Consider the following 15,610-nt stretch of genomic DNA (forward strand, 5'->3'; position numbering starts at 1 on the left):
CATGCCATACCTGATCCTGTTTTTCGCCGTGGTTGCCGAAACCATTGGCACGACCGCCTTGCAGGCCAGCCAGCAGTTCAGTCGGCTGTGGCCATCCGTGACGGTGGTCGTTGCCTATGGGATCAGCTTCGTGCTTCTGGGCTGGGCGCTGAAATACATGGCCGTTGGCGTCGCCTACGCGATCTGGTCCGGGCTGGGCATCGTGCTGATCGCCTGCATTGGGTATGCGCTGTTTGGGCAACGGCTTGATCTGCCTGCGCTGATCGGCCTGGCTATGATCCTTGGCGGGATTCTGATCATCCATCTGTTTTCACAATCCGCCCAGCATTGATCCCCAGGCTGAAGCGGCGCGAAATTTAACAAGATTGGTTTTTAGGGTGGCTTTCGCATCCCAACCGGGCTATGCGCGCCCCTAACTTCTAACATATTTACACGTTTCCCCCACAAGGTGGCCCTATGGACCTGCGCAATATCGCGATCATCGCACACGTTGACCACGGCAAGACAACTCTGGTTGACGAGCTTTTGAAACAATCCGGCGCGTTCCGGGAAAACCAGGCCGTGGCCGAACGCGCCATGGACTCGAACGATCTGGAGCGTGAACGCGGGATCACCATTTTCGCCAAGCCCACGTCAGTCGAGTACAAAGGCACGCGGATCAACATCGTCGACACCCCCGGCCACGCAGATTTCGGTGGCGAGGTGGAACGCATCCTTTCGATGGTGGACGGCGTTGTCCTGCTGGTCGATGCCGCCGAAGGCCCGATGCCGCAGACGAAATTCGTGACCTCGAAAGCGCTGGCCTTGGGTCTGCGCCCCATCGTGGTGCTGAACAAGGTCGACAAGCCCGACGCCGAGCCTGACCGCGCGCTGGACGAGTGTTTTGACCTGTTCGCCAACCTTGGTGCGGATGATGACCAGCTGGATTTCCCGCATATGTATGCCTCGGGCCGCAACGGCTGGGCGGATGCGGAGCTGGACGGGCCGCGCAAGGATCTGCATGCGCTCTTTAATCTGATCGTGAACCACGTCCCCGCTCCGCGCCAACTGGCGCATCAGGACGAAGATTTCTCGATGCTGGCCACCACGCTGGGCGCGGACCCATTTGTGGGTCGTCTGCTAACCGGACGGGTGGAAACCGGACGCCTCAAGGTCGGTGCAACCGTGCAAGCCCTATCGCGCATCGGCCAAAAGATCGAGCAGTTCCGCGTCACCCGTATTCAAGCGTTCCGAGGTCTGGGACAGCAGGATATTGATGAAGCCATTGCGGGCGACATCGTGTCCCTTGCGGGCATGTCCAAAGCCACCGTGGCCGACACGATTTGCGCGCTGGCGGTTGACACTCCACTGCCCGCGCAGCCGATTGATCCGCCCACCATCACCGTGACCTTCGGCATCAATGACAGCCCGCTCGCCGGCCGTGACGGCAAGAAGGTGCAGTCGCGTGTCATCCGCGAACGCCTGATGAAAGAGGCTGAAAGCAACGTCGCCATCAAGATCGCGGACACCCCCGGCGGTGAAGCCTTCGAAGTGTCGGGCCGTGGCGAATTGCAGATGGGCGTGTTGATCGAAAACATGCGCCGCGAAGGGTTCGAACTGTCAATCTCGCGCCCGCAGGTGATCATGCGCGAGGTCGATGGTGAGACGGTCGAGCCGATCGAAGAAGTCACCATCGACGTGGATGACGAATATTCCGGTGCCGTGATTGAAAAAATCACCGGCACGCGCAAAGGCGAAATGACCGAGATGAAGCCCGCAGGCGCTGGCAAAACCCGGATCATCGCCCATGTGCCGTCGCGCGGCCTGATCGGTTATCACGGCGAGTTTCTGACAGACACCCGCGGCACCGGCGTTCTGAACCGCGTGTTCCACGGCTGGGCCCCCCACAAGGGCAATATTCCCGGTCGTCGCGCGGGCGTTCTGATCTCGATGGAAAACGGCACCTCGGTCGCCTATGCGCTGTGGAACCTCGAAGATCGCGGTCGCATGTTCATCGGTGCGCAGGAAGAGATCTATCAAGGCATGATCATCGGCGAACACAGCCGCGAGAACGATCTTGAGGTGAACCCGCTGAAGGGCAAGAAGCTAACCAACGTGCGTGCCTCGGGCACGGACGAGGCCGTGCGCCTGACCACGCCGATCACCATGTCGCTTGAAGAGGCGATCGCCTATATCGACAATGACGAATTGGTCGAGGTCACGCCGAACAACATCCGCCTGCGCAAACGCTTCCTTGATCCGCATGAACGTAAGCGGCAGGCCCGGTCATCGGATCAGTAAAGCGATCCATCTAAAACACGAAAGCCCCGGATTAACGCCGGGGCTTTCTTCGTTTTATATCAGCGGTTTATTCGTCGGTCTCAACCACCAGCAATTCCCGCTCGGATGCATTGCGCGCATGGCTTAACGCCTCTTGATACTCGGGCGAGTGATAGCATGTCTCAGCGGCCTCAACGCTTGGGAACTTCGCCACGACGTTGCGCGGACGGTCCTTGCCTTCCAGCTGAACATAGCGTCCGCCGCGGGCGATGAAATGTCCGCCATGTTTGGCAATGGCAGGGCCGGCGAGCTTGGCATATTTGCCGTAAGCCTCTTCATCTGTGACGGTCACATGAGCAATCCAAAGGGCGGGCATATTGTGTCTCCTGCATGAAAAAGGCCGCGTATGTCAGGTGACGATACGCGGCCGTTCAAAATATGCAATGGGGGTTGGTCAACCCACGAGGACGGCCTCGGCCGCGGCCACGGCGACGTCAGCTTTGGTGATGTCCTGACCTCCGCCCTGCGCCAGTTCTGGGCGACCTCCGCCACCCTTACCACCGAGTTCGGGGACAGCGGCCTTAACCAGGTCAAGAGCCGACACACGGTCGGTCATATCGCTCGTCACACCAGCAGCAACAGCGACTTTTCCGTCATTCTCCGAGATGATCAGAACCGCGCCAGAGCCAAGCGCATCCTTCTGCTCATTCACCAGCGTTTGCAGGTCTTTGCCCGCAACACCCGAGATGGTCATTGCAAGGAACTTCACGCCATTGATGTCCTTGGCTTCCGCCCCGGCTCCCGCGGCCTTTGCCAATTCGCGTTTCAACGCCGAAATCTCGTTGTTCAGCGCCTTGCGTTCGTCCAGCATGGCCTTGACGCGGTCAACAACCTCGTCCGGTTTGGCTTTCAGCATGCCTTGCAATTCCGAGGCACGCGCGGCTTCATCTTCGATATAGGCGACGGCAGCCTTGCCCGTCAGCGCCTCGATCCGGCGAATGCCCGCCGCGCTGGCCCCTTCAGACAGGATCACGCAAACGCCAATGTCGCCGGTCTGCTTCACATGGGTGCCGCCGCACAGCTCGATCGAATAGGTCTGGCCGTCGGTGCCTTTACCGGTCGGTGAATGTCCCATCGACACCACGCGGACCTCGTCGCCGTATTTCTCGCCAAACAGCGCCTGCGCCCCGATCTCGCGCGCATCATCCGGCGTCATGATCCGGGTTTCAACCGGCGTGTTCTGGCGGATATAGGTGTTCACCTCACGCGAAATATTGCCCAATTCTTGCGCCGACACCGCGTTGTTATGGCTAAAATCAAACCGCAGCCTGTCGGGCGCGTTCAACGACCCGCGCTGCGCGACGTGATCGCCCAATTCGTTGCGCAACGCTTCGTGCAGCAAGTGGGTGGCCGAATGGTTGGCGCGGATTGCCGTGCGGCGCAGGTGATCCACCGCCAATTCGGCGCCCTGCCCTTTGGCAATCTCGCCCTCATCAACCTTGGCGAAGTGAATGAACACATCCGCCACCTTCTTCGTATCGGTGATATGGGCCGACCCGGTGTCGGTACGGATCAGGCCGGTATCGCCCACTTGACCGCCCGCCTCGGCATAAAACGGCGTCTGGTTGACCACGATTTGAACCTCGTCGCCCGACTTGGCACTGTCCACGACCGCACCGTCTGAGACAATTGCCAGCACCTGACCTTCGGCATGTTCGGCGTCATAGCCCAAGAACTCCGTCACGCCGTGCTGTTCAGCCAGATCAAACCAGATGGTGGCATCCGCCGCCTCACCCGATCCCGACCACGCGGCACGGGCCCGCGACTTTTGTTCTTCCATCGCCGAGTCAAATCCGGGCTGGTCCACGCCAAGCCCTTTTTCGCGCAACGCGTCCTGCGTCAGGTCCAGCGGGAAACCGTAGGTGTCATATAGTTTGAACGCTGTCTCACCCGGCAGGTCCGCCCCTTCGGGAAGGCTCGACACTTCGTCGTCCAACAGTTTCAAGCCGCGATCGAGCGTCTTCTTGAACCGGGTTTCTTCGTTCAGCAATGTCTCTTCAATCATTGACTGGGCACGCCCCAACTCGGGGTAAGCCTGCCCCATCTGCGCCACCAGTTCGGGCACAAGACGATGCATGACAGGGTCTTGCGCCCCCAGAAGATGGGCGTGGCGCATTGCACGGCGCATGATCCGACGCAGCACATAGCCCCGCCCTTCGTTCGACGGCATCACCCCATCCGCCATCAGGAACGAGGTCGAGCGCAAATGATCCGCAATCACCCGGTGATGCACGTTTTGGTCGCCATAGGGGTCGACATTGGTCGCATGTGCCGAGGCTTCGATCAGCGCTTTGAACAGGTCGGTATCATAGTTGTCATGGCTGCCTTGCAACAGCGCGCCGATCCGCTCCAGCCCCATGCCGGTATCGATCGACTGCATGTCCAACGCTTTCATCGAACCGTCTTCGAACTGCTCGTTCTGCATGAAAACGATGTTCCAGATCTCGATGAAACGGTCGCCGTCTTCCTCAGCAGATCCCGGAGGGCCACCCCAGATGTGATCCCCGTGGTCATAGAAAATCTCGGTGCACGGACCACAGGGGCCGGTCGGGCCCATCTGCCAGAAATTGTCCGCCGTATCGATCCGAATGATCCGGCTTTCCGGCACACCGACCTTCTTCCAGATTTCAAACGCTTCATCATCGGTGTGATAAACTGTGGTCAGCAGACGTTCGGGATCGACGCCAAACTCTTTCGTGACAAGGTTCCACGCGAAGGCAATCGCGTCGTCTTTAAAATAGTCCCCAAAACTGAAATTTCCGAGCATCTCGAAAAAAGTGTGATGGCGCGCGGTATAGCCGACATTGTCCAGGTCATTGTGTTTGCCGCCCGCGCGGACGCATTTCTGAGCGGTGGTCGCCCGCGTGTAGTCGCGCGTTTCAATGCCGGTGAACAGGTTCTTGAACTGCACCATGCCGGAATTCACGAACATCAGTGTCGGATCATTGCGTGGTACGAGTGGGGAACTGTCCACCACCGCGTGCCCATTGCGTTCGAAATAGTCCAGAAAAGTTGAGCGGATATCGTTGAGGCTGGCCATTATGTCTTGTCCCAAAGGAGCGTCAAACATCGTTTACCTGCGCCAGTGGCGCCTGTCCACAGGGTGGGCCGCCAAAAACAAAGGGCCGGGGAAACCCCCGGCCCTTCCGAACTTGAAAGCGATAAATTCAGGCTTCGAGCAACCCGTCATCATCCTTATCTTTTTCCATTGGGGGCATGTCGAAATCCAACCCGTGAGCGGCGCGGATCTTGTCTTCGATCTCCAGTGCTGTGCGGGTGTTTTCGCGTAGATAGGTCTTGGCGTTTTCGCGCCCCTGACCGATCCGCTCATCGCCATAGCTGAACCAGGCACCGGACTTCTCGACGACACCCGCTTTGACACCAAGATCCAGAAGCTCGCCCATTTTTGAGATGCCTTCGCCATACATGATGTCGAATTCAACTTGTTTGAAGGGCGGCGCGACCTTGTTTTTCACCACCTTCACGCGGGTTGCGTTTCCGACCACCTCGTCACGGTCCTTGATTGCGCCGATGCGCCGGATATCCAACCGCACCGAACTGTAGAATTTCAGGGCGTTGCCACCCGTGGTCGTCTCAGGGCTGCCGAACATGACACCGATCTTCATGCGGATCTGGTTGATGAACACAACGGTACATTTCGATCGTGAAATCGACCCTGTCAGTTTGCGCATGGCCTGGCTCATCAAGCGTGCCTGCACGCCGACATTGCTGTCGCCCATATCACCTTCCAATTCGGAACGCGGTGTCAGGGCGGCAACCGAATCGACCACAACCATGCTCACCGCACCTGACCGAACAAGCGTATCGACGATTTCCAAAGCCTGTTCGCCCGTATCGGGCTGGCTGATCAGAAGCTCTTCCAGATCGACACCAAGCTTCTTGGCGTATTGCGGGTCAAGCGCGTGTTCGGCATCGACGAAGGCGCAAACGCCACCCAGTTTCTGTTCTTCCGCGACACAATGCAGTGTAAGCGTGGTCTTGCCCGAGCTTTCCGGGCCGTAGATCTCGACGATCCGCCCTTTGGGCAGGCCCCCGATTCCAAGCGCAATATCCAAGCCGAGCGATCCGGTTGGCGTCGCTTCAATTTCAGCGACCGGATTGTCCGCGCCGAGTTTCATGATCGATCCCTTGCCAAACTGCCGTTCGATCTGCGCCAGTGCGCTATCAAGCGCCTTTTGTTTGTCACCATCACGTTTCATGTCAAAAATGTCCGCCGTTGCCATTTGCTGCCTTCCCTTATTTCACACCAGAGAACGGGCGGCAATCATGCTCGTGTTCTCTTTACGTTCCTCTTCTTGCTTATGGCACAAAATAGGAACATTTCAAGTAAACTTTTCAACAATGACTTTGCCACCAAATAGGTAACCAAAGGATTAACGGGAACAATGCTGGGTCATTTTTGATCCGACCCAGGGAAAAACCGCTTAATGCAGTTGTCGCTGAACCGTCGTTGTGAGGTCTGTCAGGGAAAACGGTTTGGGTAGGAAAACCGAATTCGGAATGCGCGCTTGATGCTCTGAGACCGAATCCTCCGCATAGCCGGAAACGAAGACAACCTTCACACCCGGGCGGTCTTCCAAGGCTTTCGCCACCCATGTCGGACCGTCCATTCCCGGCATAATCACGTCGGTGACGAATACATCAACCGAAAGAGAGGTGTCTTCAAGCGTTCGAAGCGCTTCTTCAGCGTTCTCCGCTTCCAACACCGTGTAGCCACGCATCCGCAAAGCACGCGAAGCAAATGCGCGCACCGGGGCTTCATCCTCGACCAGCAAAACAATCCCGTCCTCCGATGCACCGGAAGCGCCATGCGTCGGTTTTGGCAAACCCGGCACCTGCTCGTCGCAAATCGTTTTCACCTTCAAGGACAAGTCACCCTCAGATGCGCTGGTCGAGGCAGACATATTGCTGTTTTGCCCCTCAGCAGGTTGGGGCCGCGGGGCCTGCTCGGCATTTGGGGTTCGCTTTGATGCAAACATGCCGGAGGGCACGTCTTCAGGCTCAGCCTCTCCTCCTTCCGGAAGAGAGGTCTCAGTTTCAGCCGATCTCAGGCCCGGTTCTTTGACTTGCCCACTCTCTTCGGCAATCGGCTCGGGCAGTTCTTCGCCTGCCATCTCGGTCGACGACAGTGAAGGCTGCGAAGAGCTGTCTTCAAAAAGCTCTCGATCACTGCAAACCGGGAAGTAAAGAGTGAAGGTCGACCCTGTTCCCGGGATCGAATCAACAAAAATGAACCCCCCCATTTGCTTCACAATGCCGTAGGCCATCGACAGGCCCAGTCCGGTGCCTTTACCCGCGCGCTTGGTCGTAAAGAAGGGTTCAAAGATCTTGCCAATCTTCTCGGAGGAGATGCCGGTTCCCTGATCTGTCACGCGGATGGTCACATAGTCCCCGGCGGGAACGGTCGCGCGATCACGAACGAGGGGGTGCTCTAGGATGACATTGCGGGTTTCGACCCGAACAAGCCCGCCTTCGTCCATGGCATCGCGGGCGTTTACCACCAGGTTCATCAAGACCTGGTCCAACTGGCGACGATCCGCACGGATCGGCAAAAGGTCCGTGTCATGGTCCAATTCCAGGGTGACTTTTTCGCCCACCAAACGGTTTAGGAGGTGGGTCAGATCAGACAGCGATTCCGTCAGCGCGAGCTTTTCGGGCCGCAATGTTTGTTTTCGCGAGAACGCGAGCAACTGGCGCACCAACGCAGCAGCCCGATTGCTGTTTTGGTTGATTTGCGACAGGTCTGAGAACTCGGGGTCGTTTTGATCACGCCCCAGCAGCAACAGATCGCAATGGCCGGAAATGGCCGTCAGAAGATTGTTGAAATCATGTGCGACCCCGCCCGCCAACTGACCGATGGCTTCCATTTTCTGGCTCTGAACAAACTGCGCTTCGAGTGTCTTGAGCTCAGTCGCATCTTGCAAAACAGCGACAAGCGCCGGTCCAGTGTCTTCCAATACCTGACCAAGCGAAATCTGCAAAAACACATCATCCGTTGGTTTGACCGCGCGCACAACTTCGACCCGCCCCAAATGGCGGCCGGCATGTGCTTCGCGCAACCATTCTGACACCGGACGCCCCAAGCCTTCGACCTGATCTGCCAACCGCGACCCAATTGCCGCTTCGTCTGCCAAGAGCGCGCGCGCGCGTCGGTTCGCCATCGTGATGACGCCGGCTTCATCCAGCTTTACCAATGGCACCGGCAAGCGATCGATAAAGGCCCATTCTTCGGTGGTGATCGCGGGCCCGGCGGGGGGCGGCAGAAGATAGAGCTCTCGCCGACCGGCGGAGATCTCCAGATCGCAGACCAGAGCCGGGACCGGACCTTCTTTGCTGGACACCTGCATCACCGACCCTGCACGGACCGGCAGCTCGGTGAAGACCCGGTCCAAGGTCGTTTCGCGCCCGCCCAACAGGCGCCTTGCGGCTTCGTTCATGAACAGAATGGTGCCGGTTTTGGACACGGTCATCATCGGCAAGCTGATGTTTTCGCCTGTGCGCCCTGCCGGTCCCCGGTCGCCGATTTCTTCGAGCCTCCACAAAAAACCATCGTCGCCGACCTGATGCACCGACAAACGGATATGCCCGCGACGCAACACCACATCTTCACGAGCGGCCCCCTTGGCCTGTGCCTTGTTTTGCAAGCGAAGCAATACCGCAGCAGGCGAGGCAAACATGTCTTTCAGGGCCGCAGCCAGTGTGTCGCCTTGCCGCGGACCGAAATCTTCAATCGCCGAGGCGTTTTGATAGAGGATCATCCCGTCCGCATCCGTGGAAAACGAGGCGGCCGCGTCGTTGGCAAGAAAGCCTTCAACAGTCCTGAACAGTCCCCCCCGTTTTCGGGTGTGAAACAACGCCAAGACCCGCACCGTCAGCGCGAGGAACAAGAAGGTCAAACCGCAAACCAGCAAGACCAGTCCAAGGACCGGAACGCCGACAAACCAAGCCGCGCCCAGGAAAAAGACGGACAATGCCATCAAATACCCGATGCGCGGAGACAAGCGGATCGCGGCTTGCGTCAGTGGCGTTGGCGACAATACAGGATGCGACACGTTGGTCCCCTTTTCAGAATCGGTCCCCCTCTTTTCGCAAACAGAGGGTTAAACACCGATTAACAGCGCCAAGGTTAACAACCTGTAATTGTTTTTGCCAAGCTTTACTTTCGCCTAAGTCGGGCCACATAAAACCCGTCACCGCCATCAAGGGGCATAAACTGACGTTCCTCGACGCAGTCATAGGACGGGTGCTTCAGCACGAACTGCGCGACCTGCTCGTGGTTTTCCTCGACCAGAACCGAGCATGTGGCATAGGCAATCTCGGCAGTATTCCCGGCCTTTCGATGCGTCAATTCAGACAGTTTCGTCAGGATTTCAGACTGAATTTGGCAAAGGGACGACAGACGTTGGGCATCCAGCAGCCACTTGCCCTGTGGGGCGCGGCGCCACGATCCGCTGCCCGAACACGGTGCGTCGGCAAGAACAAGGTCGAAGTCTCCGAGCGTATTAAGCTCTGGCGTGGTGACCATCTTGATGTCGCACCCTGCGCGCGTGGCACGCGTGGGAAGGTCTATCATGCGAGCAGGCGCGATGTCGTGCGCGACCACATCAGCCCCAAGCGCGGCCAGCGCAAGCGCCTTGCCTCCGCCACCGGCGCAATAGTCCAGCACCCGCATTCCGGGCTGGACATTCAAAGCTTCGATCACCGCCTGAGAGGCGGCATCCTGCAGCTCGACCAATCCATCAAGAAAGGCGCGTGACCCATTGATTTTACGTGGATTCTCGTTAACCAGCAATGCAGTTGATGCCAGATCATGTGGCGTGGTTGAAATCGCGTCCTGCGCCAGCAACGCCTGCACCTCTTCGCGGGTGGCGCGCGCTGTATTGACGCGTAAGAACACTGGTGCCCGGTGGCGCAACGCGTCAAGCACCGCATCGGACTGGTCCGCAAGGCTTTCGTCAAACCGCGCCAACAGCCAGTCCGGACAATCCAGCCGTTCGCCGCGTGTCAGGTTTGCCTGATCTTTCAGCGAGGCGTATTCTGCGGGCGAAAGGCGCGCCGGGGCATGACCTTCACCGGTAAACAGACTGTCCGGGTCAATCCCCTGTCCGCGCAGCAGCCCGATCATGGTGGCGCGCCCATCCTGCCCACCGCCAAGTGCTGCCGACGACCTGAGCCGCCTGAGCGCGTCGAACACATGGTCGCGAAGCGCTGCACGATCCTTGGAGCCTGCAAACCGGTGGCCACGGGTCCACCCGCTGAGCGCCTGTTCAGCAGGGGTGCCGGACAAGTAAGCGTCAAGCACCTCGATCGCGGCGGCAACGCGCGCGCCGGGCGTCACAGTCCACCCCTGATGACATCAGCTTCACATGATAAGGCCATGACTTTATGAGCCAATCCGGTAGTTTGGAGACTCCCGCGTGATCTGCACGTCATGCACATGGCTTTCCTTTAGCCCAGCCCCCGTGATCTTCACGAACGTGCAGTTCTGGCGCATCTCGGCGACCGATGCACAACCGGTATAGCCCATCGCGGCGCGCAAACCGCCAACCAATTGGTGGATCACCGCGCCAGCGCTGCCTTTATAGGGCACCTGCCCCTCGATCCCTTCGGGCACCAATTTGTCGGATGCGGCATCTTTCTGGAAATAGCGATCCGCCGAGCCGCGCGCCATGGCGCCCAGCGACCCCATACCCCGATAGGCCTTGAAGCTGCGGCCCTGATACAAGATCACCTCGCCCGGGCTTTCATCGGTGCCGGCAATCATCGAACCGACCATGGCACAGCTGGCTCCGGCCGCGATGGCCTTGGCGAAATCGCCAGAAAACTTGATGCCGCCGTCAGCGATCACCGGCACATCACCCGCGGCTGCCGCGCAATCCCCGATCGCCGTGAGCTGAGGCACGCCGACGCCCGCCACCATCCGCGTGGTGCAGATAGACCCCGGCCCGATCCCGACCTTCACGGCGTCGGCGCCTGCGTCGATCAAGGCGCGTGTGGCGTCACCGGTGGCGACATTGCCCGCGATGACCTGCACGGCGTTGGATTGCGCCTTGATCCGCTTGACCGCCGCGATCACGCCTTCGGAGTGGCCATGCGCCGTGTCCACCACCACGATGTCGACGCCGGCATCAATCAGCGCCTCGGAGCGGGCAAAGCCGCTGTCCCCGACAGAACTGGCAGCCGCAACGCGCAGTCGCCCAAGGTCATCCTTGCACGCCGTCGGGTTCAGCACCGCCTGTTCGGTGTCTTTCAAGGTCAAAAGCCCGGTCAGCTTGCCGTCCGCATCGGTGACCAGAAGCTTTTCGATCCGACGCGCTTTCATCAGGCTTTTCGCCTCTTCCAGCTCGGCAGGTTCTTGCAGCATGGCAAGGTTGTCCGAGGTCATCATCACCTTGACCGGAGTGCTGTCATCCGAGGCAAACCGCATATCGCGGTTGGTCACGATGCCGACCACCCGGCCCCCTTCGCCAACCACCGGAAACCCGGTGACGCGATAGCGTTCCTGCAGCGCCTTGGCGTCCGCCAAAGTCTGGTCCGGTGTCAGCGTTATCGGGTTATAGACAATGCCGCTTTCGAACCGCTTCACGCGGCGCACCTGTTGGGCTTGTTCTTCGATATCCAGGTTCTTGTGGATCACCCCCATGCCACCCGCCTGCGCCATGGCGATCGCCATGCGCGCTTCGGTCACGGTGTCCATCGCCGAGCTGAGCAGCGGGATGTTCAGGGCGATCGAGCGGGTCACGCGGGTGGTCGTATTCGCCGTGGACGGCAGAACATTGCTGGCGGCTGGGACCAGAAGGACGTCATCAAAGGTGAGCGCCTCGCGAATCTCCATGGGCTTTCTCCTCGGGAGTGTTCGTTTGGCACGTCGATATCTCATGGCGCGGGTGTTTTGGAAAGGGGCAATCGGGTTTTTCTGCAGCAGGCCGGTGATCGCCGACGCCCCACCCCACCCGACCCCCGCGCAAATGAGGCGTCAGGCGGCTGGAACCAAGCAACGGGTGATTTGACAAACAGGAAGCAAGGTGGCGTTGTCGGCACAAACACTTGGGCCAGAACAGCGAAGTCTCAAGAACAGCGAGGGCCAATGCATCTTTCCAAACGCATTCAAAGCATTCTGGGCGATGGCGACGATGGGTGGGGCGTGTTTTACAAAGCCCGCGCGATGTTGCGGGCCGGCATCGACATCACAGAGCTGACCATTGGCGAGCATGACATCGGCACCGACAGCTCGATCCTTGACGCGATGCACCGCGCGGCCACCCGTGGCCATACGGGCTATGCCGATATCGCAGGCGTGCCGGCGCTGCGCGATGCGGTTGCAACACGCCTTCAGGCCCGCACCGGCACCCCCACCAGCCGCGAGAACGTGTTGATCACACCGGGCGGGCAAGCCGCGCTTTTCGCCAGCCATATGGCAGTCTGCGACGAAGGCGATAAGGCGCTGTTCATTGACCCGCATTATGCGACCTATCCCGGCACCATCCGATCTGTCGGGGCCAGACCCCTGGCCATCCCGACCCAGTCGTCGCGGCAGTTCCAGCCTGACCCGGATCGCCTGCGCGCATCCGCGAAGGGTGCCAAAAGCTTGCTGATCAACTCGCCAAACAATCCGACCGGCGTGGTCTATTCGCAAGACACGATGGAGGGGATCGCCGCGGTCTGCCGACACGAGGATCTTTGGCTGATCTCGGACGAAGTTTACGACGGTCAGGTCTGGCAAGGGGCTCATCTTAGCCCCCGCGCCCTGCCGGGCATGGCTGAACGCACGCTGGTGGTGGGGTCGATGTCCAAAAGCCATGCCATGACGGGCAGCCGGGTCGGCTGGGTCGTCGGGCCAGCGCCGGTCATCGAAGCTGCGGAAAACCTTGCGATCAACACAACCTATGGCGTGCCGGGTTTCATTCAGGATGCAGCGCTTTTTGCATTGCGGCAGGGCATTGCGTTTGAGCAAAAGATTGCCGCACCGTTTTGCCGTCGTCGCGCCGCCGCGGCCGCAGTGTTCAAGGATCAGGACACGGTCCGACTGATCCCCTCGGGCGGGGCGATGTATCTGATGCTGGATATCCGCGCCACGGGCTTGTCCGGAGAGGCGTTTGCGCTCAGACTGCTGGAAGAGCAACACATCGCGGTCATGCCGGGCGAAAGCTTTGGGCGGGCCGCAGCCGGGCACCTGCGCGTCGCGATGACGGTTGAAGATACGCGGTTTCTTGACGCGCTGGAGCGCCTGATCCGTTTCGCCCAGATGATCAGAAAGGATCCGATCAGATGACAGACCAGACCCGAGGCGAGGCGTTTCGCGCGCTGCACCAGAAAGGCAATCCCTTCATTCTGGCCAATGCCTGGGACATTGGCAGCGCCAAGATGCTGGCGGGGCTGGGCGCACAAGCCATCGGCACATCGTCGGCCGCGCATGCCTTCACCTTGGGTCGGCCCGACATGGGCCACGTCACCCGCGACGAGGCCTTGGCCCATGCCCAGGACCTTGTGGCGGCGGTGAATGTGCCGGTGTCAGGGGACTTTGAAAACGGCTTTGGTGATGATCCCGATACCTGCGCGCAAACTGTGCGCCTGTCCTATGAGGCCGGGCTGGCGGGGATATCAATCGAGGACACCGCCCTGCCCACCAACACGCCCTATGACCGAGCGCTTGCTGTCGAGCGGATCGAAGCCGCAGTGGCAGCGGCGCGCGCCCTGCCCGGAGATTTCGTTCTGGTGGCCCGCGCTGATGGCGTGATGAACGGGCAATATGACCTCGACGAAGCCTTGGCCCGGATCGCGGGGTTTGAGGCGGTGGGGGCCGATTGCCTCTATGTGCCAATGCCCGGCACCCTGGCCGATCAGGCGCGGATCTGTGACGCGACCTCGCTGCCGGTCAATGCCTTGGCGGCAGGACCGCTGGCGCAGGTCTCCCGCGCGCAGTTGGCGCAAGCCGGGGTGGCCAGAATATCGCTTGGGTCTGCCTTGGCGCGTGTGACCCACAGGGTGATCCATGACGCATCACAGGCCATGTTCCAACAGGGAGACTTCTCGATGCTGGGCACCGGCTTGCCGGGCAGAACGGTCGACGCTTTGCTGGCTGACGCACCAAAGCGCTAAAGGCGCGTCACATCCGCGTTGTAAATCCAGCCGAAACGGCCAAACACCTTTTGCGGTGCAAGCCGACCCGCCAATCGCAGCGCCCCATGCCCCACCCGGCGCGCAAGCGGGTTGGCGTAGTGGTAGTTGCGGGCGTTCTTGTTTGCAGCCTCGACGATACGTTCGACCCGTGGGCGCCGCAGCGCTTGATACAGCGCCGGGCCTTGCTCTGGCCCTTCACTGTCAAGACAGTTTGCCAGAACATAGGCATCTTCGATCGCCATCACGGCGCCTTGCGCCATGAAAGGCAGCGTGGGATGGGCCGCGTCGCCCAGCAACGCCGTGTGTCCCCGGTGCCATTCCAAAGCGACAGGGTGACGAAACAGCCCCCAAAGATGCACGCGATCCACCCGCTCAAGAAGCGCCTGTGCATCATCACAAAAGCCTGAGAAGGCGCGGCGCAGGTTCTCGGGGTCGTCAGTGTGGTTCCAGCCCTCATCGGCCCAGGCGCTGCGTTCTTCCACAGCGACGATGTTGATCAGCAACCCATCACGTAAGGGATAGGTCACCATGTGGCGGCCCGGCCCCATGAAAATAGTTGCCTCAGCCTGTTCACGGCCTGTCGCGGGCACCACCGCACGCCACGCCACCTGACCGGTAAAGACGGGCTTGCGAACGCCGTTCAGGGCGGGGCGAAGGACAGAATGCAACCCGTCTGCTCCGACGACAAAGCCCATGGAACAGGGCGCGTCCCCCTCTACCTCGACCAGAGGATCAGCGCGCGTTGGTTTGACCGCACGCACCGTGACCCCACAGCGGATCTTGGCCCCGGCGCTTTGCGCGGCCTCGGCCAGCAGGTCAATCAGATCAGCCCGGTGAAACAGCAAGAACGTGGCATCCGGGGCGACGTTGTCAAACGCAAAGTCGATCACTTCGCGACCCGACACCCCGTCGCGCAACCAGACCCCACGCCCGCGCATGGCGCGGCGTCGCGCTGTATCACCCAGCCCCAAAGCGTCCAGAACCCGCACGCCATTGGGGCTGATCTGCAATCCGGCCCCGACTTCCGAGATCTCGGGCGCGCGCTCCAGGACCGTCACATCGGCGCCGCGCTGGGCCAGTGCAACAGCCGCCGTCAATCCGCCAATGCCAGCACCAAGCACCGTGATCTGTTGCCCTTTGATCATTCGAT

The 15,610-nt window shown here is 60.1% G+C and carries 11 protein-coding genes; 4 read left to right on the forward strand and 7 right to left on the reverse strand.

The features are described from left to right. Nucleotide 1: 1 nt before the first annotated feature. The gene (locus ACXYMP_RS13585) at nt 2-331 is read left to right on the forward strand and encodes a DMT family transporter (RefSeq protein ID WP_248363004.1); all 330 of its coding nucleotides are present in this window, start codon (nt 2-4) and stop codon (nt 329-331) included. 125 nt (nt 332-456) lie between these two features. Then, on the forward strand, nt 457-2,280 hold the full coding sequence (typA, locus tag ACXYMP_RS13590; protein ID WP_298566682.1) for a translational GTPase TypA: 1,824 nt from the start codon (nt 457-459) through the stop codon (nt 2,278-2,280). Nucleotides 2,281-2,347: 67 nt separating this feature from the next. On the opposite strand, the gene ACXYMP_RS13595 is transcribed toward typA, so the two are convergent. The 6 genes from ACXYMP_RS13595 to guaB all read right to left on the reverse strand — a co-directional run bounded on the left by ACXYMP_RS13595 (nt 2,348) and on the right by guaB (nt 12,175). Then, a complete protein-coding gene (locus ACXYMP_RS13595) occupies nt 2,348-2,635 on the reverse strand; it encodes a DUF1330 domain-containing protein (protein WP_458906955.1) in 288 nt (95 codons plus the stop codon). Between the two features lie 78 nt (nt 2,636-2,713). Next, complete coding sequence (gene alaS / locus ACXYMP_RS13600) at nt 2,714-5,359, reverse strand: alanine--tRNA ligase (RefSeq protein ID WP_458906957.1); 2,646 nt, start codon at nt 5,357-5,359, stop codon at nt 2,714-2,716. A 127-nt stretch (nt 5,360-5,486) separates the two neighbouring features. Beyond that, nucleotides 5,487-6,563 (reverse strand): recombinase RecA, encoded by a 1,077-nt coding sequence (gene recA / locus ACXYMP_RS13605; RefSeq protein ID WP_458906959.1) that lies wholly within the window; start codon nt 6,561-6,563, stop codon nt 5,487-5,489. A 201-nt stretch (nt 6,564-6,764) separates the two neighbouring features. Next, a complete protein-coding gene (locus tag ACXYMP_RS13610; protein WP_458906961.1) occupies nt 6,765-9,392 on the reverse strand; it encodes a hybrid sensor histidine kinase/response regulator in 2,628 nt (875 codons plus the stop codon). A gap of 104 nt (nt 9,393-9,496) precedes the next feature. After that, on the reverse strand, nt 9,497-10,678 hold the full coding sequence (locus ACXYMP_RS13615; protein ID WP_458906963.1) for an RsmB/NOP family class I SAM-dependent RNA methyltransferase: 1,182 nt from the start codon (nt 10,676-10,678) through the stop codon (nt 9,497-9,499). A 45-nt stretch (nt 10,679-10,723) separates the two neighbouring features. After that, nucleotides 10,724-12,175 carry an IMP dehydrogenase gene (gene guaB, locus ACXYMP_RS13620; protein WP_298566675.1) on the reverse strand — a complete coding sequence of 484 codons (1,452 nt, stop codon included), beginning with the start codon at nt 12,173-12,175 and terminating at the stop codon, nt 10,724-10,726. Between the two features lie 252 nt (nt 12,176-12,427). Here guaB and ACXYMP_RS13625 point away from each other — a divergent pair, with 252 nt between their 5' ends. Continuing rightward, on the forward strand, nt 12,428-13,612 hold the full coding sequence (locus ACXYMP_RS13625; RefSeq protein ID WP_458906966.1) for a pyridoxal phosphate-dependent aminotransferase: 1,185 nt from the start codon (nt 12,428-12,430) through the stop codon (nt 13,610-13,612). Then, a complete protein-coding gene (locus ACXYMP_RS13630; protein WP_458906968.1) occupies nt 13,609-14,439 on the forward strand; it encodes an isocitrate lyase/PEP mutase family protein in 831 nt (276 codons plus the stop codon). The genes ACXYMP_RS13625 and ACXYMP_RS13630 overlap by 4 nt, the downstream gene beginning before the upstream one ends. Here the strand turns inward: ACXYMP_RS13630 and ACXYMP_RS13635 are convergent. Further along, on the reverse strand, nt 14,436-15,605 hold the full coding sequence (locus ACXYMP_RS13635) for an FAD-dependent oxidoreductase (protein WP_458906970.1): 1,170 nt from the start codon (nt 15,603-15,605) through the stop codon (nt 14,436-14,438). The two genes, ACXYMP_RS13630 and ACXYMP_RS13635, sit on opposite strands and share 4 nt — an antisense overlap. Nucleotides 15,606-15,610: the final 5 nt, after the last annotated feature.

Source organism: Aliiroseovarius sp. CAU 1755 (assembly GCF_054482655.1).

What these genes read in the sequence shown, in the direction of transcription:
- ACXYMP_RS13585 (WP_248363004.1), top strand. Translation starts at nt 2, where the DNA reads ATGCCATACCTGATCCTGTTTTTCGCCGTGGTTGCCGAAACCATTGGC.
- typA (WP_298566682.1), top strand. Translation starts at nt 457, where the DNA reads ATGGACCTGCGCAATATCGCGATCATCGCACACGTTGACCACGGCAAG.
- ACXYMP_RS13595 (WP_458906955.1), bottom strand. Translation starts at nt 2,635, where the DNA reads ATGCCCGCCCTTTGGATTGCTCATGTGACCGTCACAGATGAAGAGGCT.
- alaS (WP_458906957.1), bottom strand. Translation starts at nt 5,359, where the DNA reads ATGGCCAGCCTCAACGATATCCGCTCAACTTTTCTGGACTATTTCGAA.
- recA (WP_458906959.1), bottom strand. Translation starts at nt 6,563, where the DNA reads ATGGCAACGGCGGACATTTTTGACATGAAACGTGATGGTGACAAACAA.
- guaB (WP_298566675.1), bottom strand. Translation starts at nt 12,175, where the DNA reads ATGGAGATTCGCGAGGCGCTCACCTTTGATGACGTCCTTCTGGTCCCA.
- ACXYMP_RS13625 (WP_458906966.1), top strand. Translation starts at nt 12,428, where the DNA reads ATGCATCTTTCCAAACGCATTCAAAGCATTCTGGGCGATGGCGACGAT.
- ACXYMP_RS13630 (WP_458906968.1), top strand. Translation starts at nt 13,609, where the DNA reads ATGACAGACCAGACCCGAGGCGAGGCGTTTCGCGCGCTGCACCAGAAA.
- ACXYMP_RS13635 (WP_458906970.1), bottom strand. Translation starts at nt 15,605, where the DNA reads ATGATCAAAGGGCAACAGATCACGGTGCTTGGTGCTGGCATTGGCGGA.